Source organism: Serratia sp. Ser99 (genome assembly GCF_024519545.1).
GTDB classification, from domain to species: domain Bacteria; phylum Pseudomonadota; class Gammaproteobacteria; order Enterobacterales; family Enterobacteriaceae; genus Serratia; species Serratia liquefaciens.
The window spans coordinates 49,790-71,218 of the sequence record NZ_JALJRT010000008.1; the positions used below are offsets into that span (position 1 = coordinate 49,790).

17 protein-coding genes are annotated in these 21,429 nt (G+C 55.2%); 12 read left to right on the plus strand and 5 right to left on the minus strand.

Annotated features, from left to right (window positions below):
- Positions 1-273: 273 nt before the first annotated feature.
- Both mtr and yeiP read left to right on the plus strand, forming a co-directional pair.
- Positions 274-1,518 carry a tryptophan permease gene (gene mtr / locus NR114_RS16480; protein WP_020827768.1) on the plus strand — a complete coding sequence of 415 codons (1,245 nt, stop codon included), beginning with the start codon at positions 274-276 and terminating at the stop codon, positions 1,516-1,518.
- A gap of 281 nt (positions 1,519-1,799) precedes the next feature.
- Complete coding sequence (gene yeiP / locus NR114_RS16485) at positions 1,800-2,372, plus strand: elongation factor P-like protein YeiP (protein ID WP_020827769.1); 573 nt, start codon at positions 1,800-1,802, stop codon at positions 2,370-2,372.
- Positions 2,373-2,410: 38 nt separating this feature from the next.
- Here yeiP and uxuA read toward each other — a convergent pair whose 3' ends face one another.
- Positions 2,411-3,601, minus strand: coding sequence for a mannonate dehydratase (gene uxuA / locus NR114_RS16490; RefSeq protein ID WP_128864586.1), 1,191 nt, complete (start codon positions 3,599-3,601; stop codon positions 2,411-2,413).
- Between the two features lie 336 nt (positions 3,602-3,937).
- On the opposite strand from uxuA, the gene NR114_RS16495 reads away from it, so the two are divergent.
- Positions 3,938-5,419, plus strand: coding sequence for a mannitol dehydrogenase family protein (locus NR114_RS16495; protein ID WP_234528946.1), 1,482 nt, complete (start codon positions 3,938-3,940; stop codon positions 5,417-5,419).
- Positions 5,420-5,485: 66 nt separating this feature from the next.
- Here NR114_RS16495 and NR114_RS16500 read toward each other — a convergent pair whose 3' ends face one another.
- On the minus strand, positions 5,486-5,794 hold the full coding sequence (locus tag NR114_RS16500) for a type 1 fimbrial protein (RefSeq protein ID WP_041414761.1): 309 nt from the start codon (positions 5,792-5,794) through the stop codon (positions 5,486-5,488).
- Between the two features lie 317 nt (positions 5,795-6,111).
- Between NR114_RS16500 and NR114_RS16505 the strand changes: the two genes are divergently transcribed.
- The 8 genes from NR114_RS16505 to yejF all read left to right on the plus strand — a co-directional run bounded on the left by NR114_RS16505 (position 6,112) and on the right by yejF (position 16,385).
- Positions 6,112-7,086, plus strand: a complete 975-nt coding sequence (locus tag NR114_RS16505) for a GTP-binding protein (RefSeq protein WP_020827773.1) — start codon at positions 6,112-6,114, stop codon at positions 7,084-7,086.
- A gap of 52 nt (positions 7,087-7,138) precedes the next feature.
- Positions 7,139-7,843: a phosphatase PAP2 family protein gene (locus tag NR114_RS16510; protein WP_256813472.1), complete on the plus strand. Its 705-nt coding sequence runs from the start codon at positions 7,139-7,141 to the stop codon at positions 7,841-7,843.
- 415 nt (positions 7,844-8,258) lie between these two features.
- On the plus strand, positions 8,259-8,834 hold the full coding sequence (gene mepS, locus NR114_RS16515; protein WP_041414762.1) for a bifunctional murein DD-endopeptidase/murein LD-carboxypeptidase: 576 nt from the start codon (positions 8,259-8,261) through the stop codon (positions 8,832-8,834).
- A gap of 345 nt (positions 8,835-9,179) precedes the next feature.
- Entirely contained in the window at positions 9,180-10,766 is a 1,587-nt protein-coding gene (locus tag NR114_RS16520) for a cyclic di-GMP phosphodiesterase (protein WP_256813471.1), read from the plus strand.
- Positions 10,767-10,855: 89 nt separating this feature from the next.
- Positions 10,856-12,664 carry an extracellular solute-binding protein gene (locus NR114_RS16525; protein ID WP_234528943.1) on the plus strand — a complete coding sequence of 603 codons (1,809 nt, stop codon included), beginning with the start codon at positions 10,856-10,858 and terminating at the stop codon, positions 12,662-12,664.
- 10 nt (positions 12,665-12,674) lie between these two features.
- Entirely contained in the window at positions 12,675-13,769 is a 1,095-nt protein-coding gene (locus NR114_RS16530) for a microcin C ABC transporter permease YejB (protein ID WP_048759238.1), read from the plus strand.
- Positions 13,766-14,791, plus strand: a complete 1,026-nt coding sequence (locus NR114_RS16535; RefSeq protein ID WP_129940887.1) for an ABC transporter permease — start codon at positions 13,766-13,768, stop codon at positions 14,789-14,791. Before NR114_RS16530 ends, NR114_RS16535 begins: the two co-directional genes overlap by 4 nt.
- 1 nt (position 14,792) lies before the next feature.
- Entirely contained in the window at positions 14,793-16,385 is a 1,593-nt protein-coding gene (yejF, locus tag NR114_RS16540) for a microcin C ABC transporter ATP-binding protein YejF (RefSeq protein ID WP_234528942.1), read from the plus strand.
- Positions 16,386-16,394: 9 nt separating this feature from the next.
- On the opposite strand, the gene NR114_RS16545 is transcribed toward yejF, so the two are convergent.
- From NR114_RS16545 to rsuA, 3 genes are all read right to left on the minus strand, one after another.
- On the minus strand, positions 16,395-16,739 hold the full coding sequence (locus NR114_RS16545; protein WP_048759243.1) for a YejG family protein: 345 nt from the start codon (positions 16,737-16,739) through the stop codon (positions 16,395-16,397).
- Between the two features lie 603 nt (positions 16,740-17,342).
- Positions 17,343-18,551, minus strand: coding sequence for a Bcr/CflA family multidrug efflux MFS transporter (locus NR114_RS16550; RefSeq protein ID WP_041415525.1), 1,209 nt, complete (start codon positions 18,549-18,551; stop codon positions 17,343-17,345).
- 39 nt (positions 18,552-18,590) lie between these two features.
- Positions 18,591-19,304: a 16S rRNA pseudouridine(516) synthase RsuA gene (rsuA, locus tag NR114_RS16555; RefSeq protein ID WP_020827783.1), complete on the minus strand. Its 714-nt coding sequence runs from the start codon at positions 19,302-19,304 to the stop codon at positions 18,591-18,593.
- Between the two features lie 309 nt (positions 19,305-19,613).
- Here rsuA and NR114_RS16560 point away from each other — a divergent pair, with 309 nt between their 5' ends.
- Positions 19,614-21,371, plus strand: a complete 1,758-nt coding sequence (locus tag NR114_RS16560) for a DEAD/DEAH box helicase (protein ID WP_048759244.1) — start codon at positions 19,614-19,616, stop codon at positions 21,369-21,371.
- Positions 21,372-21,429: the final 58 nt, after the last annotated feature.

A 21,429-nucleotide genomic window follows, 5' to 3' on the forward strand; every position in this document is an offset into this window, starting at 1 on the left:
CCGGTGGGCTGGCGGAATTGAAGCGCGACAATATCAGTCGCGCTCATCGGCCGCCAGCATAATCCGTGTTGGCGCGCGAATCTTTACATCTCGCGTTTTAAATCGTGAATCGCCCCGTTTTCTCACCCGCCCGCAAATTGCCATAAGCTCCCCTTCCGCCGCCAATTAATGCATGAAACAAGCGCATTAGCGGCTTTACATGCGTCAACCGCACATGTACCATTGAGCTAGTACAAAAGAATCCACGGCCGACGAGGCCAATCAGGAGCAAAAATGTCCGCGGACACCATCCAGAAGCTTTCCCGCCCTTCAGTGCTTGGCGGCGCGATGATCATTGCAGGCACCGCCGTCGGCGCCGGCATGTTCTCCATTCCCATCGTCACTTCTGGCGTGTGGTTCAGCGGCTCCGTCGCGCTGCTGGTTTATACCTGGGCCTGCATGCTGATTTCCGGCCTGATGATCCTGGAAGCCGCCCTGCACTACCCAAGCGGCGCCAGCTTCCACACCATCGTCAAAGATCTGCTGGGTAAAGGCTGGAACGCCATTAACGGTATTTCCATCGCCTTTGTCCTGTACATCCTCACTTATGCCTATATCTCCGCCGGTGGCTCGATTATCGCCCACACGCTGGAAGGTATCGTCGGCGTCGGGCAGTCCACCGCCGGGTTGGTATTTGCCGTGGTGGTGGCGTTTATCGTATGGCTCTCCACCCGCGCCGTTGATCGCCTGAGCACGATCCTGATCGGCGGTATGGTGATCACCTTTGTGATGTCGGTGGGCGACATGTTCACGCATGTGCAGCCGGCAGTACTGTTCAACCGCGGTGACGACCAGGCCAGCTATCTGCCTTACGCCCTGGCGGCGCTGCCTTATCTGCTGACCTCCTTCGGTTACCACGGCAACGTGCCGGGACTGGTGAAGTACTACCACAAAGACAGCGGCGCGGTCGTGCGCAGCCTGGTGTACGGCACCCTGCTGGCGCTGGCGATCTATATCCTGTGGCAGTATGTGATTCAGGGCAACATCGCCCGCGATGCCTTCAAACAGGTGATTGCCGAAGGCGGCAACATTGGCAGCCTGCTCAAGCAGATGGGCAACGTTTCCAGCAGCCAGACCGTCGGCCAGCTACTAAACGCCTTCTCTTATATGGCGCTGGCGAGCTCATTCCTCGGGGTGTCGCTGGGGTTGTTCGATTACCTGGCAGACTTCTTCAAATTCAGCGATGACACCGTCGGACGCAGCAAAACCGCGCTGGTGACCTTCGCGCCGCCGACCATTGCCGCCCTGCTGTTCCCGAACGGCTTCCTTTACGCCATCGGCTTCGCCGGCCTGGCCGCCACCGTTTGGGCGGTAATAGTACCGGCCATGATGGCGCGTGCCAGCCGCCGCCGCTTTACCGAAGCGCAATATCGCGCTCCCGGTGGCTACGGCATGATCCTGTTCATCATTCTGTTCGGGGTGATCAACGCCGTCGCGCACGTGTTGGCACTGCTGGGTCTGTTACCGGTGTTCCAGTAATACCGTAGGGGATGGCGCCCGCCGTCCCCTTAGTCTGATGACAAACACCCGAAAAACGTGGTTTTCGGATGTTTGAGGTAAATCAGAAGACACCATCCTTTGTTTTTTTAGTCCCTAGATCAGAACTTTTAACTGCAAAGGACGTTGTCAGCAATTTGAGGGGATGGCGCCCGCCGTCCCCTTTTTCTGTCACTGTTTTTGCTCGATCTGCTTGCCTGAAATCAGCGGCGCGAGTAACTTGTCGCAACTTCCCAAATACTCTTCATTGCAGGTTATTTTATATGGCAAAAGCTAACGAAATTAAGCGCGGCATGGCGATCAACTACAACGGCAAACTGCTGCTGGTGAAAGACATTGATGTGCAAAGCCCAAGCGCGCGCGGCGCCAGCACCTTGTACAAAATGCGCTTCTCCGACGTCCGCACCGGGCTGAAGGTTGAAGAGCGTTTCAAGGGCGACGATATTCTGGACACCATTAGCCTGTCACGCCGCAAGGTGAACTTTTCTTATATCGACGGCGAAGAATACGTATTTATGGATGACGAGGATTACACCCCGTATATCTTTAAGAAAGACCAGATCGAAGATGAACTGCTGTTTATTCCTGAAGGCGGTCTGCCGGGCATGCAGGTACTGACCCTGGATGGCCAGGTGTTGGCGCTGGAACTGCCGCAGACCGTGGATATGGAAATTGTCGACACCGCACCGGGCATCAAAGGTGCCTCTGCCAGTGCCCGCAACAAGCCGGCCACCATGGCGACCGGCCTGACCATTCAGGTACCGGAATACCTCAGTGCCGGTGACAAAATCCGCATTCATATTGCCGAGCGCCGCTACATGAGTCGCGCTGACTAGTCGATATTCTGGGGCCTGTATGGCCCCTTTTTAATGGCTTAGGGCAAATCCGGGAAGAAGCGGCGTTTAAGCGCCAGCTCCACTCCGCGCAGTTCCGCCAACCCCTTCAAACGACCAATCGCCGAGTAGCCCGGGTTGGTTTTTTTCTTCAGATCGTCCAGCATCTGGTGCCCATGGTCGGGACGCATCGGGATCGGCCGGCGATCGCCTGCCTGATGGCGTCGTTGCTCCTCAGTGAGGATCGCCTCGATCACCGCCACCATGTCCACGTCGCCTTGCAGATGCGCACCCTCGTGGAAACTTTTCGGGTTTTCTTCGCGACAGGTAGCACGTAAATGGGTGAAGTGGATGCGATCGCCGAAGGTTTCGATCATCCGCACCAGATCGTTATCCGCCCGTACGCCGTAAGAGCCGGTGCACATGGTGAAGCCGTTATACCGGCTGTCGACCGTTTGCTTGAACCACTGCATATCCTCAATGGTAGAGACGATGCGCGGCAACCCCAAAATCGGCCGCGGCGGATCGTCCGGATGCACCGCCAAACGCACGCCAACCTCCTCCGCCACCGGTACAATGGCGCGCAGGAACACCGCCATATTCTCTCGCAGCTGCGCCTTGTCGATCCCATCGTACTCCGCCAGGCGAGCGCGGAATTGATCGAGGGTATAGCCCTCTTCGGCCCCCGGTAATCCGGCGATAATATTGCCGGTTAGCTTGGCAACCTCCGCCTCGTTCATCGCGGAAAAATAGGTTGCAGCCTGCTCCTGTTCTTGCGGCGTGTAATCCTGCTCTGCGCCAGCGCGTTGCAGGATATACAGATCAAAAGCCGCGAAGGCGGTCTGATCGAAACGCAACGCTTTCGACCCGTCCGGCAGTAAATACTCCAGATCGGTGCGCGTCCAGTCCAGGATCGGCATAAAGTTGTAGCACACGGTGTCGATGCCGCAGGCCGCGAGGTTACGCAGCGATTGCTGATAGTTAGCGATATGCTGCCGGTAATGGCCGCTGTGGGTTTTGATCTCCTCATGCACCGGGATACTTTCCACTACCGACCACACCAAGCCTTTCTCCGCCAATAGGGCCTGACGGGCCTTGATCTCTTCGACCGGCCACACCTCGCCATTCGGGATATGGTGCAAGGCGGTGACGACGCCAGTGGCGCCGGCCTGGCGCACATCATCAAGAGAGACCGGATCGTTCGGCCCATACCAACGCCATGTTTGTTCCATTATTTATCCTTGTAAAAATTGCCCAGTATCGCGGAAGTGATAAAGATCGCCCTGCTCCAGCCATCTTGTTATACCAAAATAAAATAGATATCGGTTATCTTTCACCTTACTCTTTCGCCAATTGCTGTCAAAAGTGAAACCGCGATTGGTTGATCCACTTCACGGATCTGGCTTATTTTGCACGCGCACATGTAATTAGTGCGCTTACAGCCTTACACTGGCGGCAGGAAATTCGTGCAACCCCGGCAGAAGGAGTGCCGTATTCTGCACAAAAAAACTGGTCTGATAACTTTTAAAGTTAACCGCCAACACATCTACTCAGCCTTGGAGCTTTGCATGAAGACTATCGCCAACACGCCGCTTCCGGATGCCGTCCAGCAGCCAGGTTACGATCGCAGCGCATTACAGAGCCGCATGGTGCACATTGGATTTGGCGCCTTTCACCGCGCCCACCAGGCGCTACTGACCGATCGAGTGTTGAATCGTCAGGGCGGCGACTGGGGGATCTGCGAAATCAGCCTGTTCGGCGGTGATAATTTGTTCCGGACGCTGCGCCAGCAGGACCATCTTTACAGCGTGCTGGAAAAAGGCGCGGCGAGTAATCAGGCTATCGTGATCGGTGCGGTGCATGAGAGCGTACACCGCAAGCTGGAAGGGATTGGCGCCGTATTGGAAAAGCTGGCAGAGCCACAGGTGGCGATTGTCTCGATGACCATTACCGAAAAAGGCTATTGCATTGAACCCGGCAGTGGAAAACTGGACCTTCAACATCAGGCGATCCGCGCCGATCTGGCGAATCCCGGCGAGCCTTCCACCGTGCCGGGGATCCTGGTGGAAGCGCTGCGCCTGCGTCTGGAACGTGGGCTGCCCGCCTTTACCCTGCTCTCTTGCGACAACATCCCGGAAAACGGCCACGTGCTGCGTAACGCGATCGTCGGTTTGGCCGAAGCGCGCGACGGCGCGCTGGCCGACTGGATTGCCCGCGAGGTGAGCTTCCCCAGCACCATGGTAGACCGTATCGTCCCAGCCGCTACGCCAGAGACGCTGGATGAAGTGGCCGAGGCGCTCGGCGGCGTTCGTGATGAATGCGCCATCGCCTGCGAACCCTTTATCCAGTGGGTCGTTGAGGATAACTTTGTCGCCGGCCGCCCAGCCTGGGAACGGGCCGGTGCACAGTTGGTCAATGACGTGCTGCCTTTTGAGCAGATGAAACTGCGCATGCTGAACGGCAGCCACTCTTTCCTGGCCTATCTCGGGTATCTTGGGGGCTATCAGTACATCAACGACTGTATGGGCGATGAGTCTTATCGCCGCGCCGCACTCCACCTGATGCTGGCCGAACAGGCGCCGACGCTGAACGTTAGCGGCATCGATTTGCCCGCCTATGCAGCACAGCTGATTGAGCGCTACAGCAACCCGGCGTTGCAACACCGTACCTGGCAAATTGCCATGGACGGCACGCAAAAATTACCGCAGCGTATGCTGGACTCGGTGCGTTGGCATCTGCAGCATGGCGGCAGCTATGCCGGTCTGGCTCTCGGGGTGGCGGGCTGGATGCGCTATGTCGGCGGCGTGGATGATGCCGGGCAGCCAATAGACATTCGCGATCCGTTATTGGCTACGCTGCAACAGACAGTGGCTTCAACGCCGGATGATGAACAACGGGTAAAAGGCCTGTTGGGTCTAACGGCTATTTTTGGTGAGCAATTGGCGGCCAACGAGGAATTTGTCACGGCGGTCACCCGCGCCTACTTGTCATTACGCGATCGCGGTGCGCGTCAAACGGTGCAAAACTGGGTGTCGACTCAGCTGGCTTAGCCATTGAGCAAGGCATAAAGCGGGGAAAATGACGATGCCGGATATCATCCGGCATCGCCGAACGACTTAACGATAAACTACCGTCATCACTGCAAGTTTTTTCTGTTGATCCACCCACTTCATTTCGGTCGAACCTAAATTCAGCGGCAGTTCTTTGCGTGTAGCATCAAATTTCGACAGGGCCTGTTGGTCTTGATAGTGCTGCCCATTTCGGTAACATTGCGTATTGGCCGTTGAAGCGGTAACTTTCACCGTACAGGGGCTTTCCACAATAGATCCGACAAAACGAATAACTCCGCCAGTGGTTCCTGCATGACTTACTGCCGTCCATGAAAACAACATTCCTGCGATCAAAAATAACCGAAAGACATTCATGGCAACCTCATTTTTTGTTAAGCCAATTTAAACATAGAGGATCTTCTTAGGAATAATCGCAAGGTAAGGGCATTTATTTGGCGGGTAATCGGGCAATTAACAAAGTTAAAACAAGCTACTAACAACTATTTCCCTTAGGTAATATCCGGTTTTTGCTAGGATTTTTCCTAATAATGACCGCCATTTTGTTGCTTTAAAATGACGTATCGCAATCTGTCGGATTTGTGACTTAACGCAGGGAGAGCAGCGCCATCCTGCCTGGTGAAGTAGAATGGCCAAACTATTGCCCTTAAATTCATTAACATCAGGAATAATTAATGACTAAAACTAACCTGATCACCGGTTTTCTCGGCAGCGGCAAAACCACCACCATCCGCCATTTGCTGGCTAACAAGCCGGAACATGAACGCTGGGCGGTGCTGGTGAATGAGTTCGGTGAAATTGGCATCGACGGCGCGCTGCTGGCTGACAGCGGCGCAGTGTTGAAGGAGATCCCCGGTGGCTGCATGTGTTGCGTGAACGGGCTGCCGATGCAGGTCGGGCTGAACATGTTGCTGCAACAAAACAAGCCTGATCGCTTGCTGATCGAACCCACCGGGCTCGGTCATCCGAAACAGATCCTGTCATTGCTGACGCAAGACAGTTACGCCGGTTGGATCGATCTGCAGGCCACGCTGTGCCTGTTGGATGCACGCCAACTCAGCGAACCGCGCTACCGCGACAACGAAAACTTCCGCGATCAACTGGCGGCCGCCGACATTATTCTGGCCAGCAAAAGCGACACCTATCAGCCGCAAGATCTGATGGCCCTGCAGCAATGGATGGAACAGGATGGCCACCAGCGTCCGCTTTATCATATTGAACGCGGTCAGGCCGATGTCGCGTGGCTCGACCAGCCTCGCACTAATCGTACAGAATTACCCGATGCACAACATCATCATAGTCATGCCAAAACGCAGGGCCTGGCCGCATTGCGACTGCCGGAAACTTCCCGCTGGCGTCGAGCGCTCAACCAGGGCCAGGGTTTTAACAGCTGTGGTTGGATTTTTGACGCCGACACGGTGTTCGACACCGTTGGCATTATGGAGTGGATACGTCTGGCGCCGGTCGAACGCGCCAAAGGTGTGGTACGTATTGCTGAAGGTACACTTTTAATCAACCGTCAGGGGCAAGATCTCAATATCGAAACGCGCCCTGTTACACCGCTGGACAGCCGAATTGAACTGATTCACAGCGAGAATGCGGACTGGAACGCGTTGCAATCCAAGCTGTTTAGTATTCGTTTAAGTTGAGATCTTTACCGTTAATGCCCTTTTACTCTTTAGACAGACTACAGGTTATGCCATGATTCGCCGCAACTTACCCCTCATCATTTTCTTCAATATATTGGGCATTGTGCTGTTCTTGTCCTGGTTCCTGCCGGCGAATCACGGTTATTGGTTTACTCTGGATTCGGAAATTTTCTTCTTCTTTAATCGTCATCTGGCTACCGATCCCGGTTTTTTACATCTGGTGGCTATCACCAATAACCGCGCCTTTGACGTCATTTCGCTGCTGGCCATGGGGTTGTTGTACCTGTGCTTTTACCTGCAGCAGGATGGCGCCGGCCGTCGCCGCTTGTTGATTACCGGCGTTGTTATGCTGCTGACCGCCGTGGTGCTGAACCAACTTGGGCATTTACTGCCGGTCAAACACCCTAGCCCGTCGCTGAGTTTTGAGAACATCAACCGCGTCAGCGAACTGACCGGCATTCCGACTAAAGACGCTTCAGGCGACAGCTTCCCCGGCGATCACGGCATGATGCTGATGATATTTTCCTGCTTTATGTTGCGTTACTTCAACCGTCGCGCATTCGCCGTCGCGCTGCTGATTACGGTGGTATTTTCATTACCGCGCGTGATGATTGGTGCCCACTGGTTTACCGATATTGCCGTCGGCTCGCTGTCGGTGGTGCTGGTTGGCGCCAGTTGGTGTCTGATGACGCCGTTTAGCGATGTGCTGATCCGGGGTCTGAATCGCCTGCTACTCGGTAAACACCGTCCAGCATAGTCATAACCAATAGTTATGATCCCCAGGAGGCCCGCCGGCCTCCTGATTATTTCCCCACCGCATTTCGTTTATTTCCCCATCAGCGCGTTAACGCTTTCGCCACCTGATTTCACGCAAAACCAACACAACGGACAATCAGCGTTTTTTATATGAAGATTTACATTATGTTACATCACAAATTCATATAAAAAAGGGTGGAAAAAGGCTCGCAATCCCCAATTCGTTACGGTAATCTCGGATGCGTTTGTGCCTGGTTTAACCTGACTCAGCTTCAAATCCACTAAAAATGTGCGTTCCAGCACGTTTTCAGAGGTAACTGATTGTCGTTAAAACAGCTGCAGATTAGTCTCGTTCCGTTTGGCATTTTTCAGGTAGCGACTGACGTCGTTAAGGACTTCAAGGGAAAACAATAACAATGGTCAAATCTCAACCGTTTCTGAGATATTTTTTGCGGGTAGTACCTGCAATTGCCGCAGCGGTAATGCTCTCCGCGTGCAGCACTACTCACACTTCGAACTTGAATAACGCACAAACTGAGATGCGTGCAGTTAATGACAAAGACGGTCTTTTACTGCAAGCCTCTCAGGATGAATTCGAAGCAATGGTCCGTAACGTTGACGTCAAGTCAAAGATTATGGATCAGTATGCAGACTGGAAAGGCGTTCGCTACCGTTTAGGCGGTGAAACCAAGCGCGGCATCGATTGCTCAGCGTTTGTACAGCGTACTTTCCGCGAACAGTTTGGCATGGACTTACCGCGTTCGACCTACGAACAGGAAGACATGGGCAAGAAAATCTTGCGCACCAAACTGCGTCCTGGCGATCTGGTGCTGTTCCGCGCCGGCTCAACCGGGCGCCACGTCGGCATCTATTTAGGTAACGATCAATTCGTTCATGCCTCTACCAGCAACGGCGTGATGATTTCGAAACTGAGCGATAACTACTGGAATAAACGTTATCGCGAAGCCCGCCGGGTGCTTACCAGCAGCTGACGGCGCATGACCTGATTGTCCTGAATACCAAACGAGCGATAGAACGCTGCCTTCGGGCAGCGTTTTTTTTTGCAGCGCTGTCTGCTCCGGAGTGAGATCTTATTATCCGTTCGCAGCGCTTTGCCCCTATCCCAGTATTTCGCGATATTATTTGTAGGAAACTACGCACCGATGAAAAACTCACCTATTATCGTCAAATGGGATAATGGTAGTCATGCCTGATTTAAACGATTAACAACCGTTAAATAATCGATGAATAATGACTGCAACAGCGCCGTTGGGATATATTACGCAGTCACTCTATAACAAAAACAAATTGATACGCCGTGCTCAGGGGGCAGGTTTATGGGCTTGAAAAGGGCATTTGCACGCCACGTCTCTCACAGACGACGCAGTTTGGCTAAAAGCGCCATCGTAGCCCTGGTCTTTTTTATCCTGTTCATGGCGATTACACTCTCTCTGATTGACCACCAGCGCACGCAATATCAACATCGGGTCGAGCAACGCACGCAAAAATTCACAGCCGATACGCTTAATGATCTGACAACCATCATGCAGCAGTTAATGCCGCTGATTGACCGCCCCTGTTCTGCCAGCCAACCGGATATTACTTACCAGGCTGCTTTCCATTCCGGCGTACGCACTTTTATGCTGGTAAAAAATGGCTTTGCCTATTGCTCTTCGGCCACCGGCGAAATGATGCTGGCGCTGAAAAACATCTATCCGGAGATTGACCCGCATCAGTCGTTGGATCTCAAATTGCAGCAGGGAACGCCGCTGGTACCGGGGAAACCGGCAGTAGCCGTCTGGTTACGTCAACCAGGAAAAGAAGACACCGGTGTGCTGGCGACGCTGGATATCGCGCTTATGCCCTATCAGTTGTTTACCTCTCGCCCGGAGCGGGCACCGGCGATCGCTATTATCCTGGGCGATCGTGCGCTGACCAGCTTTAGTCCGAATTTGATGCCGGTGAACCAGTTACCGAACGAGAAAGCCGATCGCATCTCTATCGCCGGCACGCCGATGACCATTCTGTTTTATAACCAAAAGCTGACGCCCAACGATATTCGCCTCACCCTGATGGGCAGCCTGGTACTGTCATTAATGATCGGCGTGCTCTGCTATTACATGCTGTTGCTGCGCCAGAGCCCGGAACGCGCCCTGATGCGCGGTATCAAGCGCAACGAATTCTTTATCGAATATCAGCCGGTGTTCCATACCCAAAGCGGCACCATCGGCGGGCTGGAGGCCTTGATCCGCTGGCAGCATCCGATTGAAGGCCGCATCCCGCCGGATCTGTTTATTCCCTATGCCGAAAGCGAAGGGCTGATTGTGCCGCTAACGCGCCATCTGTTCCGCCTGATTGCCGAAGATGCACCCAAGCTGGCGACGGCGCTACCGCAGGGGGCCAAGCTCGGTCTGAACATCTCCCCTTCCCATCTTAGCGCCCCCTCCTTCCATCACGACGTGTATGAATTGCTGGCGCAACTGCCGGGCGATTACTTTACGTTGGTCTTTGAGATTACCGAGCGCGGCATGGTGGAAGAAAGCAATGCGCTGGCAGAGTTCGACTGGCTGCACCAGCAGGGCATCGAGATCGCCATTGATGATTTCGGTACCGGCCACAGCGCGCTGATCTATCTGGAACGCTTTAGCATGGATTATCTGAAAATAGATCGTGGTTTCGTTAACTCCATCGGCCAGGACACGGTCACCGCCCCGGTCCTGGATGCGGTGATTTCGCTGGCGAAAAAGCTGAAAATGCAAACCGTAGCGGAAGGCGTAGAAACCGCAGAACAGGTGAGCTTTCTGCAGGAACAGGACGTGAATTTCATGCAGGGATATTATTACAGCAGACCACTGAGCATCGACAACTTCGTGGCCTTCTGCAATGCCCATACCGTAATGGATCATCAGGCGCTAAAGGGCTGATCTTTGAACTTCTTTACCCTGCGGCGCGGCGGCAAATGTTATGCTGGCCGCAGGCTTAATTGACTTTACAGCAGGAGCTTACCGTCAAGATGTCCGTGCGCGTTTTTGCTGCCCTGGTGCTCTCAGCACTGAGTTTCGGTCTGCAGGCTGAAACCCTCAATGAAAGCTATGCTTTCGCCCAGCTCGGTGAGCCCAAATACTCCACCGATTTTAGCCATTACGACTACGTTAACCCTGCGGCGCCCAAAGGTGGCGATGTGCGGCTGGCAGCGATTGGCACCTATGATAACTTCAACCGCTACGCCCCCCGCGGCGTGCCCGGCGAACGCACCGACGCATTGTATGACTCTCTGTTTACTACCTCGGACGATGAAATAGGCAGCTACTACCCGCTGATTGCCGAATCTGCCCGCTTCCCGGCCGACATGCGCTGGGTAGAGATCGATATCAACGCCCGCGCCCGCTTCCACGATAGCACGCCCATCACCGCCGCCGACGTGGCCTTCACCTTTAACAAGTTTATGACCGAAGGCGTACCGCAGTTTCGCGTCGCCTACAAAGGCATTGCGGTCAAGGCTATCTCACGTCTGACGGTACGTATCGAATTCCCGCAGCCGGATAAAGACAAACTGCTGGGGCTGTTTAGCCTACCCATATTGCCGCAAAGCTTCTGGAAAGATCACAAGTTGAATGAACCCCTGAGCACGCCGCCGCTCAGCAGCGGGCCATACAAGATTGCCAGCTACCGCCTAGGTCAATATATTACCTATCAGCGCGTGCGAGATTACTGGGCGGCTAATCTGCCGGTTAACCGTGGCCGTTTTAACTTCGACAGCATCCGCTACGACTACTACCTGGACGATAAAGTTGCGCTGGAAGCCTTTAAGGCCGGTGCCTATGACTTCCGCATTGAAGGCTCGCCAAAAAACTGGGCAACCCAGTACCAGGGGGGCAATTTCGCCCGCAACTATATAATCAAACAGGACGAAACCAACCAGTCGGCGCAAAATACCCGCTGGATGGCCTTCAACATGAGACGCCCGCTGTTTGCCGACCCCAAGGTTCGCGAGGCGATCACGCTGGCGTTTGATTTTGACTGGATGAACAAGGCGCTGTATTACAATGCCTATCAACGCACCAACAGCTATTTCCAAAATACGCCTTACGCCGCCAGCGGTTATCCTGACGCGGCTGAATTGGCGCTGCTGGCACCGCTGAAGGGCAAGGTACCGGCGGAAGTCTTCACCAGTATCTACCAGCCACCGTCCTCCGACGGCAGCGGCAACGATCGCCAGAACCTGCTGAAAGCCACACAATTGCTGAACCAGGCCGGCTGGGAAGTGAAAAACCAGCGGTTGGTGAACAGTAAAACCGGCCAGCCCTTCAGCTTCGAACTGATGCTGCTGAGCGGCAGCAACTTCCAGTACGTATTGCCGTTCCAGCACAACCTGAAACGGCTGGGCATTGATATGCAGATCCGTGAGATCGACATATCCCAGTTCACTAAGCGTATGCGAGACGGTGATTTCGACATGATGCCGACGGTCTATTTGGCTATGCCCTTCCCAAGCTCCAGCCTTGAGACGCTTTGGGATTCCAAATACATCAACTCCAGTTGGAATACCCCCGGCGTCACCGATCCGGCCGTCGACAGCCTGGTCAGGCAGATCGCCGCGCACCAGGGCGACGAGAAAGCCCTGCTGCCGCTGGGCAGGGCGTTGGATCGGGTACTGACCTGGAACAGGTACATGCTGCCGATGTGGTATTCCAATCACGATCGCTACGCGTACTGGGACAAATTCTCCACGCCGCCTATCCGCCCGGCCTATGTGATCGGCTTCGATAACTGGTGGTTTGACGTCAATAAGGCGGCGCGTTTGCCGGCTCAACAACAATAAGGAATCTGCGATGGCGGCTTATTTAATTCGCAGACTGCTGCTGATTATCCCCACCCTGTGGGCGATCATCACCATTAACTTTTTTATCGTGCAAATTGCGCCCGGTGGCCCGGTCGATCAGGCCATCGCCACTATCGAAATGGGCCAGAGCAGCGGCTTCGGCGGCGGCGGAATAGGCGACGGCTTGGGACATGCGCGCACCGGCGTTGCCAGTGCCACGGACAGTCAATACCGCGGCTCCCGCGGGTTGGATCCGGAAGTGATCGCCGAAATCACCAAACGCTATGGCTTCGACAAGCCGCTGCACGAGCGCTATTTCACCATGTTGTGGAATTACATGCGCCTCGACTTCGGCGACAGCCTGTTCCGCGGCGCGTCGGTGATGCAGCTGGTCGGTCATAGCCTGCCAGTCTCCATTACGCTGGGGCTGTGGAGTACGCTGATCATTTACCTGGTGTCGATCCCGCTAGGGATCCGCAAAGCCGTACATAACGGCAGCGCCTTCGACACCTGGAGCAGCACCCTGATTATCATCGGTTACGCCATTCCCGCTTTTCTGTTCGCCATTCTGATGATTGTGCTGTTCGCCGGCGGCAGCTATCTCGACTGGTTCCCGCTGCGTGGTCTGGTTTCCAGCAATTTCGATACCCTGCCGTGGTACAGCAAAATCACCGACTACCTGTGGCATATCACCCTGCCCGTTCTGGCGACGGTGATTGGCGGTTTCGCCACCCTGACCATGCTGACCAAGAATTCGTTCCTCGACGAGATCCGCAAACAGTACGTGGTTACCGCCCGCGCCAAAGGGTTGGACGAGAACAAAATCCTTTATCGCCACGTGTTTCGCAATGCCATGCTGCTGGTGATCGCCGGCTTCCCGGCGACCTTTGTCAGCATGTTTTTCACCGGCTCTTTACTGATCGAGGTTATGTTCTCGCTTAACGGGCTGGGTCTGTTAGGCTATGACGCCACGCTGCAGCGCGATTATCCGGTGATGTTCGGCACGCTGTATATCTTCACCCTGATTGGCCTGCTGTTGAATATTCTCAGCGATATCACCTATACCCTGGTCGATCCGCGTATTGATTTCGAGGCCCGCCAATGAGCCGCTTAAGCCCAATTAACCAGGCGCGCTGGGCACGTTTTCGCAGCAACCGCCGCGGCTACTGGTCGCTGTGGATTTTTCTGGTGCTGTTTGTCCTCAGCCTGGGGGCCAACCTGATCGCCAACGACAGGCCACTGCTGGTGCGCTACGAAGGGCGCCTGTATCTGCCGTTCGTCATCGACTACAGCGAGACCACCTTCGGCGGCGAGCTGAACACCGCCACCGACTATCAGGATCCCTTCGTAAAAAAACAGATCGACAGCCACGGCTGGGCTGTTTGGCCGCCGATCCGCTTCAGTTATGACACCATCAATTTCGCTACCGAAGTGCCCTTCCCCTCCGCGCCTTCACGCCACAATCTGTTGGGCACCGACGGTAACGGCAGCGACGTGCTGGCCCGCGTGCTGTATGGCTTTCGTATTTCGATGCTGTTCGGGCTGGCGTTGACGCTGTTTTCCAGCGTGATTGGCGTTTGCGTCGGTGCCGTACAGGGCTACTACGGCGGGCGCATAGACCTGTGGGGCCAGCGCTTTATCGAGGTGTGGTCGGGCATGCCGACGCTGTTTTTGATCATTTTGTTGTCGAGCATCGTACAACCCAATTTCTGGTGGCTGCTCGGCATCACCATTTTATTCGGCTGGATGAGCCTGGTGGGCGTGGTGCGCGCGGAGTTCTTGCGTACCCGCAACTACGACTATATCCGCGCCGCACGCGCCATGGGGGTGCAGGATCGGGTCATTATGTATCGCCATATGCTGCCCAATGCGATGGTGGCGATGCTGACTTTCTTGCCGTTTATTCTGTGCGGCTCCATCACGACCCTGACCTCGCTCGACTTCCTCGGCTTCGGTCTACCGATAGGCTCCCCGTCGCTCGGCGAACTGTTGCTGCAGGGCAAGAACAACCTTCAGGCGCCGTGGCTCGGCATCACCGCTTTCCTGGTGCTGGCGGTGCTGCTGTCTTTACTCATCTTTATCGGCGAAGCGGTACGCGACGCCTTTGACCCCAGCAAGGCGCATTAATATGGCTAGCACTCCTCTGCTTTCAATTCAGGATCTCGGCGTGGCTTTTCGTCAGGGAGAGGTATTGAACCCGGTGGTCAATGGCCTTTCGCTGCAGATCGAAAAGGCAGAGACGCTGGCGTTGGTGGGTGAGTCCGGTTCAGGCAAAAGCGTCACTGCGCTGTCGGTATTGCGCCTGCTGCCCTCGCCTCCGGTGGTCTATACCGCCGGCGATATCCAGTTCAACGGCAATTCGCTGCTGCATGCGCCAGAGGCCGAGCTGCGCAAGGTGCGCGGCAACCAGATTTCGATGATTTTCCAGGAGCCGATGGTGTCGCTCAATCCGCTGCACACCATTGAAAAACAGCTGGCCGAAGTACTGGCGCTGCATCGCGGCATGCGGCGCGACGTCGCACGCGGCGAGATCATCCAATGCCTGGATCGCGTCGGTATCCGCAATGCCAAAGGACGGTTGAAAGACTATCCGCATCAGCTTTCCGGCGGCGAACGACAGCGGGTGATGATCGCCATGGCGGTGCTGACCCAGCCCAAATTGCTGATCGCGGATGAACCCACCACCGCGCTTGATGTGACTATCCAGGCGCAAATTCTGCTGCTGCTGAAGGAGCTGAAGCAGGAAATGGGCATGGGGCTGCTGTTTATCACCCACAACCTGAATATTGTGCGTCGCCTGGCGGACAACGTGGCGGTGATGCGCCAGGGCCAATGCGTTGAGCAGAACGACCGTGTCCGCCTGTTTAGCCAGCCGCAGCATCCTTACACCCAGCAATTGCTGGCGGCGGAGAACGTGGGCGATCCGCTGCCATTGCCGGCGGATGCCGCTCCGCTGCTGAAGGTGGAAAACCTGCAGGTCAGCTTCCCAATCAAGCGCGGTTTGCTGCGCCGCACGGTCGGTCATCATTATGCACTGAAGGATTTGAGTTTTGAGCTGAAGGCCGGGGAAAGCGTTGGGCTGGTAGGAGAATCAGGTTCGGGGAAAAGCACCACCGGGCTGGCGCTATTGCGTCTGCTGAGTGCCAAAGGCGCTATGTGGTTTAACGGCCAGCCGCTGCACCAGTTCAGCATGAAGCAAATGCTGCCGTACCGCAGCCAGATGCAGATTGTGTTCCAGGATCCTTTCTCGGCGCTGAACCCCCGGCTGAACGTGCTGCAAATTATTGCCGAAGGTCTGGAAGTACATCAGAAACTGAGTGCCGAGCAGCGAGAACAGCGGGTGACCGAGGTATTGCAAGAAGTGGGATTGGATCCTGCTTTGCGCCACCGTTACCCTACCGAGTTTTCCGGTGGCCAACGCCAACGTATCGCCATCGCACGTGCGCTGATTTTACAACCGCAGTTGCTGATCCTGGATGAGCCAACCTCGTCGCTGGATAAATCGGTGCAGGCGCAAATCCTGACGTTGCTGAAATCACTGCAACAACGCCACCGGCTGGCCTATCTGTTTATCAGCCACGATTTGCAGGTAGTGCGTTCGCTGTGTCATCAGGTCATTGTATTGCGACAGGGAGAGGTGGTTGAGCAAGGCGATTGTCAGACGATCTTTAACTCGCCCGCCGCCGCTTATACGCAGCAGCTGTTGCAGTTGGCGGACTAGCGGCGGGAGTCAGAAAGGATATTGCGCACTCATGGGTTCGGCGATAGCGGCACCGACGTTTTTGAGCCGACACAGGGTGGTGCTTTCGTCACAGCGTTGCACAAACAGGCAAGGCTCCCCTTCCCACTCCACGATGGCGCAGTCGACCTGAATCTCCTGCAAAGACAGATTAAGCTGCTGCATGACCTGCCAGGCGTCAGCCCCTTCATGGCTGAGCAGTTTCAGGCCAATCAGGTTGTTATCTTCGTCTATTCCGCTGATCGGAATCGGTTCGACCTTGACGCCGGTAGAGCCTGATAGCCAACGATAACTTTGCGGCAAGCGATGCACTACCGAAAGTTGGATACTTTCCACATGAAATCCCTAGTTTGAAAAATGAAACGCTTTTAACCTGACAGGGTAACTAAGTTATAGCCGCTGCGTCCCGACTCTGCCGCCCATGAATGTTATTTAAATGTAAATAATGTCACAGACAGTTAACTTACCCCTGCGCTTACTGATGTCCTGCCGTTTTTCAGACACTCTGCGTTGTCGTTTCACAGCATTTTGCGACTCAGCTCGCATTTTTGCGTTATATGTAACCCTTTCCCGCCGCAATCTCAACTCTTTTTTCTCTCAATGCGGTTACTTTTCGCTCTTTATAATTTTACATTGTGGAAACATTTAACTTATTGACGCCGAGCTCAACCTTAAGTTAATGCCTTGATTATCAATGACCCTAACCTAAACACCCGCCGATTTCCCTTCAAAACCCGGAGTGTAAATACCCGCCACCGCTTGCCACAGGCAGAGCAATTTATTTAACAAAAAGCACACAGCATGAACGGCAACCTGTTGATTGGCGCGTGGAGGCTTAGCAATAAATCGACTGACGTCATTGAAGTTCAGGGAGGCAAAACGGAAGGTGCAACCCACTCAGGCCCAAACGTAACGTTGAGCCTGAGTCAGGGAGGAGAACTACGGCGTGTTCGGTGAGGCTTTATGGCGCGGCCGGCTGGCGTATAAATAGAACAGTACCGCAACGATACTGCACAACGCCATCGAAGAGACCATCGGCCAGGCGCTCTTGCCGGGCGCCATCGCCAGTATCGCGCCCACCAGCGCACCAATACTGAAACGTAGCGTACCGGCCAGAGAGGAAGCGGTGCCCGCCATATGCGGGAAATCGTCCAGGATCACTGCCATGGCGTTTGACGAAATCATGGCGATACAGCCCAGATACACCGCCACGCCCAGCACCAACGCCCAGAAGCCGAGGCCGATTGCGCTAACCGCCAGTAACCACAACCCCATCGCCAATTGAACAAACAGGCCCAAACGGAACATTTTGATCGCCCCCAGCCGCCGCACATTGCGGCTGTTGACCAGCGTCGTCAGGAACAAAAACACAATGTTCAGCGCAAAATAGTAACCAAAATGCTGCGGCGATACGTGATTAAGCTCGATATACACAAACGGCCCGGCGCTGAGGAACGAGAACATGCCGGCAAACGAGAAGGCGCTGGCCAGCATGTAACTCAGCACCCGCTTGTGCCGGAACAATGAAGCGAAGTTGCCCAGCGTGGTTCGCAAATGAAATTTCTGCCGTCGCTCCTTCGGCAGCGTCTCCTTGATAAAGAACGCCACCAGCAACGACCCGATCAGCGCCGCCGCGCCCATGGTCCAGAAAATCGCATGCCAACTGAACCACAGCAGCAGCGCACCGCCGATCATAGGCGCCAGCAAAGGGGCGATGGTCATCACCAGGATGACGAACGACATCATGCGTGAGAATTCGTCCTTGGTGAACATATCGCGCATCAGGGCGTTAATCACCACGCTCGCCGCCGCCGCCGACAGCCCGTGCAGGAAACGCAGGTTGATCAATTGGTCGATCGACTGCGCCATTGCACAGGCGCCGCCGGCAATCGCGAAGATCAGCGTTCCCCACAGGATCACCGGCTTGCGGCCGATACTGTCTGACATTGGCCCGTAGAACAGCTGCCCCAAAGCAAAGCCGAGCATATAGGCGCTGAGCGTCATCTGCACGCTACCCGCCTCGACGCCGAACTGTTTGGCAATCACCGGCATACTGGGCAAATACATGTCGATAGCCAATGGCATCAGCATGGAAAGCAGGCCCAGAATAAAAATCAAACCGAGGTGAGATGACCGGTTCTGTTGCACGTTCAACGACTCCTTCATCAGCCGTAGTAGAGTAATGAATTAATCCTGCAGGTGCGGTGCGCCCACGCTGGCAATCTCTTCTTCGGTCAGCGGACGGTATTCGCCCTCGGCCAGATCCTCATCCATCACGATGGCACCGATACGTTCGCGGTGCAGTTCAATAACCCGGTTGCCGACCGCTGCAAACATGCGTTTCACCTGGTGATAACGCCCTTCGCTGATGGTCAAACGCACCAGGTTGTCTTCTATCTTTTCCAGTTGCGCAGGACGGGTCAGATCTTTTTCGTTATGTAACTGCACGCCTTCGGCAAAGCGCTGCGCGGTGTCTTCCGCCAGCGGATGCTCCAGCGTCACCAGATAGGTTTTCTCACAGTGGTGTTTCGGTGAGGTGATGCGGTGCGACCATTGACCGTCGTCGGTCATCAGCACCAAACCGGTGGTATCGATGTCCAGGCGACCGGCGGCGTGCAGCTTATAGGCAACCGGCTCATCGAGGAAATACAGCACCGTCGGATGATCGGGATCGTCCGTAGAACATACGTAACCTTGCGGTTTATTGAGCATAAAGTAGCGCGGGCCCGTGAGCTGCTGCAGCGGGTTGCCGTCAAACGCCACCACCTGCTCCGGAGTCAGTTTCAGGGCTCCGCTCTTAACCACTTCACCGTCGACGGTGACGCGTTTGGCCCGAAGTTCACGCGCTACCAGCGCACGGCTAACACCTAACTGCTGAGATAAAAACTTGTCCAGTCGCATTGAATCTGCTTTGCCTGTCGTTGTTATGATCGCATTGATCGTATTGCTAAAATATGACACCCACCGTTGCACCAGGTGCAACAGGGCAGGTTCGAAGAGGGGGGAACAGCGATTACTGTCACACGAGTATAGCGGCGGAAACGGCCCCCTGACAGAGGTAATTTCCACGCTTCTCGCACCGCGCGCGCTCAGAAGGCATAATAATAGAAATTTTTTAGCCATCAGGGGAGTAGAATGTCACTGTTTTTGTGGGTTCAGATGTTACAAAACCTGTTCCCGATGGCCCTTCTCAATCCACGGCGTTAATTTATGGCCTTTACTCTGCGCCCCTACCAACTGGAAGCGGTCGAAGCCACCATTAAACATTTCCGCCAGCACCCGCAGCCGGCGCTGATTGTGCTGCCGACCGGCGCCGGTAAAAGCCTGGTGATCGCCGAGCTGGCGAAGCGCGCGCGCGGCAGGGTCCTGGTGTTGGCCCACGTGAAAGAACTGGTGGCGCAAAACCACGCCAAATATCGCGCTTACGGACTGGAGGCGGATATCTTTGCCGCCGGTCTGCAGCAAAAAGACAGCGCCGGTAAGGTGGTATTTGGCAGCGTTCAATCGGTGGCGCGCAATCTGTCGCTGTTCGACGGTGCATTTTCCCTGCTGATCATCGACGAATGCCACCGCATCAGTGACGACGACGAAAGCCAGTACCAACAGATTATTCAGCATCTGCAGAAAACCAACCCACAGCTGCGGCTGCTGGGACTGACCGCCACCCCGTACCGGCTGGGAAAAGGCTGGATTTATCAGTATCACTATCACGGCTTTACCCGCGGCGATGCCAGCAGCCTGTTCCGCGACTGCATTTATGAGCTGCCGCTGCGTTACATGATCAAGAACGGCTATTTGGTGCCGCCGGAACGGCTGGACATGCCGATTGTGCAGTATGACTTCAGCCGTCTGGAGGCCAGAAGCAACGGCCTGTTCAGCGAGGTGGACCTGAACCGCGAACTGAAGCAGCAAAATCGCATCACTCCGCATATCATCAGCCAAATCGTGGAATACGCCGAAACGCGTAAGGGGGTGATGATTTTCGCCTCCACCGTTGAGCACGCCCGTGAAGTTCACGGTCTGTTGCCGTCAGGCGAGGCCGCGTTGGTCAGTGCAGAAACCCCTGCCGCCGAGCGCGATGCCCTGATTGAAGCGTTCAAACAGCAGCAATTGCGCTATCTGGTGAATGTGGCGGTACTGACCACCGGTTTTGATGCACCACACGTTGATCTGATCGCCATCCTGCGCCCAACAGAGTCCGTTAGCCTATATCAACAAATCGTCGGCCGCGGGCTGCGGCTGGCCCCCGGCAAAGAGGATTGTCTGATCCTCGACTACGCCGGGAACCCGCACGACCTGTTCACGCCGGAGGTGGGGGTCAGCAAGCCGCACAGCGATAGCCAACCTGTGCAGGTATTTTGTCCCGGCTGCGGCTTCGCCAACCTGTTCTGGGGCAAGTGCACCGAGAATGGCGATATCATCGAACATTACGGTCGCCGTTGTCAGGGTTGGCTGGAGGACGATGAAGGCCATCGCGAACAGTGCGATTACCGTTTTCGTTTCAAAAGCTGCCCGCACTGCGGTGCGGAGAACGACATTGCCGCTCGCCGCTGCCATCAGTGTCAGGAGGTGCTGGTCGATCCCGACGATATGCTGAAGGCGGCGCTGAAGCTGAAAGACGCCCTGGTATTACGCTGTGGCGGCATGGAGTTGCAAAGCGGCCGCGATGAAAAAGGGGAGTGGCTAAAGGCGACCTATTACGACGAAGATGGCACCAGCACCAGCGAACGTTTTCGTTTGCAAACGCCGGCGCAGCGCAAAGCCTTCGACATGCTGTTCCTGCGCCCACATCAGCGTGCGCCTGGGGTGCCGTTCGCTTGGCAAAATGCCGCCGACGTGCTGGCTCAGCAAGCGCTGCTGCGTCATCCGGATTTTGTTGTGGCGCGCAAACGCGGTCAATTCTGGCAGGTACGAGAAAAAGTGTTCGATTATCAAGGACGCTTCCGCCGCGCCAATGAGCTGTACTGATCTTTGCCCCTTGCAAATCAGGCAGGTTTCCATTGCCCTGTGGGCGGCTTTCCGTTAA

Excerpts from the sequence above, each read along its gene's own strand:
- NR114_RS16510 (WP_256813472.1), top strand. The coding sequence starts at position 7,139 with ATGATTCGCCGCAACTTACCCCTCATCATTTTCTTCAATATATTGGGC.
- NR114_RS16505 (WP_020827773.1), top strand. The coding sequence starts at position 6,112 with ATGACTAAAACTAACCTGATCACCGGTTTTCTCGGCAGCGGCAAAACC.
- NR114_RS16535 (WP_129940887.1), top strand. The coding sequence starts at position 13,766 with ATGAGCCGCTTAAGCCCAATTAACCAGGCGCGCTGGGCACGTTTTCGC.
- rsuA (WP_020827783.1), bottom strand. The coding sequence starts at position 19,304 with ATGCGACTGGACAAGTTTTTATCTCAGCAGTTAGGTGTTAGCCGTGCG.
- yejF (WP_234528942.1), top strand. The coding sequence starts at position 14,793 with ATGGCTAGCACTCCTCTGCTTTCAATTCAGGATCTCGGCGTGGCTTTT.
- NR114_RS16520 (WP_256813471.1), top strand. The coding sequence starts at position 9,180 with ATGGGCTTGAAAAGGGCATTTGCACGCCACGTCTCTCACAGACGACGC.
- NR114_RS16560 (WP_048759244.1), top strand. The coding sequence starts at position 19,614 with ATGGCCTTTACTCTGCGCCCCTACCAACTGGAAGCGGTCGAAGCCACC.
- NR114_RS16525 (WP_234528943.1), top strand. The coding sequence starts at position 10,856 with ATGTCCGTGCGCGTTTTTGCTGCCCTGGTGCTCTCAGCACTGAGTTTC.
- mepS (WP_041414762.1), top strand. The coding sequence starts at position 8,259 with ATGGTCAAATCTCAACCGTTTCTGAGATATTTTTTGCGGGTAGTACCT.
- yeiP (WP_020827769.1), top strand. The coding sequence starts at position 1,800 with ATGGCAAAAGCTAACGAAATTAAGCGCGGCATGGCGATCAACTACAAC.
- NR114_RS16530 (WP_048759238.1), top strand. The coding sequence starts at position 12,675 with ATGGCGGCTTATTTAATTCGCAGACTGCTGCTGATTATCCCCACCCTG.
- mtr (WP_020827768.1), top strand. The coding sequence starts at position 274 with ATGTCCGCGGACACCATCCAGAAGCTTTCCCGCCCTTCAGTGCTTGGC.
- NR114_RS16495 (WP_234528946.1), top strand. The coding sequence starts at position 3,938 with ATGAAGACTATCGCCAACACGCCGCTTCCGGATGCCGTCCAGCAGCCA.
- uxuA (WP_128864586.1), bottom strand. The coding sequence starts at position 3,601 with ATGGAACAAACATGGCGTTGGTATGGGCCGAACGATCCGGTCTCTCTT.
- NR114_RS16500 (WP_041414761.1), bottom strand. The coding sequence starts at position 5,794 with ATGAATGTCTTTCGGTTATTTTTGATCGCAGGAATGTTGTTTTCATGG.